Raw genomic sequence first — 972 nt, 5'->3', positions numbered from 1 at the left:
GTACTTACAGATGTGCTTCCACTATAGCTTCCTGACTCGCTTGATGATTCACTTACACTTGTCGAAATAGATTCGCTAATTGATGCACTGATTGAATCACTAATACTTGTGCTTTCACTGTTGCTTACACTTGTGCTAGTTGAATTCGATTCACTAATTGATGTGCTCACACTTGTACTGTCGCTGTTGCTCATGCTTGTACTTTCAGATCTTGAATCACTGATTGAATCGCTAATACTTGTGCTGTCGCTGTTGCTTACACTTGTACTAATTGAGTTCGATTCACTGATTGATGTGCTCACACTTGTACTGTCGCTATCGCTTACGCTTGTACTTTCAGATCTTGAATCACTGATTGAATCGCTAATACTTGTGCTTTCACTATCGCTTTCGCTTGTACTAATGGAGTTCGAATCACTAATCGAAGTACTTTCGCTTGTGCTGTCGCTCGTACTTACAGATGTGCTTCCACTATAGCTTCCTGACTCACTTGATGATTCACTTACACTTGTCGAAATAGATTCGCTAATTGATACACTGATTGAATCGCTAATACTTGTGCTTTCACTATTACTTTCACTTGTGCTAGTTGAATTCGAATCACTGATCGAAGTACTTTCGCTTGTGCTGTCGCTCGTACTTACAGATGTGCTTCCACTATAGCTTCCTGACTCGCTTGATGATTCACTTACACTTGTCGAAATAGATTCGCTAATTGATGCACTGATTGAATCACTAATACTTGTGCTTTCACTATTACTTTCGCTTGTGCTAGTTGAGTTCGAATCACTGATTGATGTGCTTACACTTGTACTGTCGCTATCACTCACGCTTGTACTTTCAGATCTTGAATCACTGATTGAATCGCTAATACTTGTGCTTTCACTATCGCTTTCGCTTGTACTAATTGAGTTCGAATCACTAATCGAAGTACTTTCGCTTGTGCTGTCGCTCGTACTTACAGATGTGCTT

1 protein-coding gene is annotated in these 972 nt (G+C 40.0%); it reads right to left on the bottom strand.

Annotated elements, in window-relative coordinates; translation table 11 throughout:
• Nucleotides 1–972, bottom strand: a 972-nt coding sequence (locus KQI58_RS22430; protein ID WP_216411148.1) for a hypothetical protein, incomplete at both ends; no start/stop codon positions are given.

Origin of the sequence: Enterococcus raffinosus, assembly GCF_018917525.1 — a bacterium.
GTDB lineage: Bacteria > Bacillota > Bacilli > Lactobacillales > Enterococcaceae > Enterococcus_A > Enterococcus_A raffinosus_A.
Note: the sequence above shows the minus strand (reverse complement) of the source record. Positions and strands in the feature narration are given on the sequence as shown.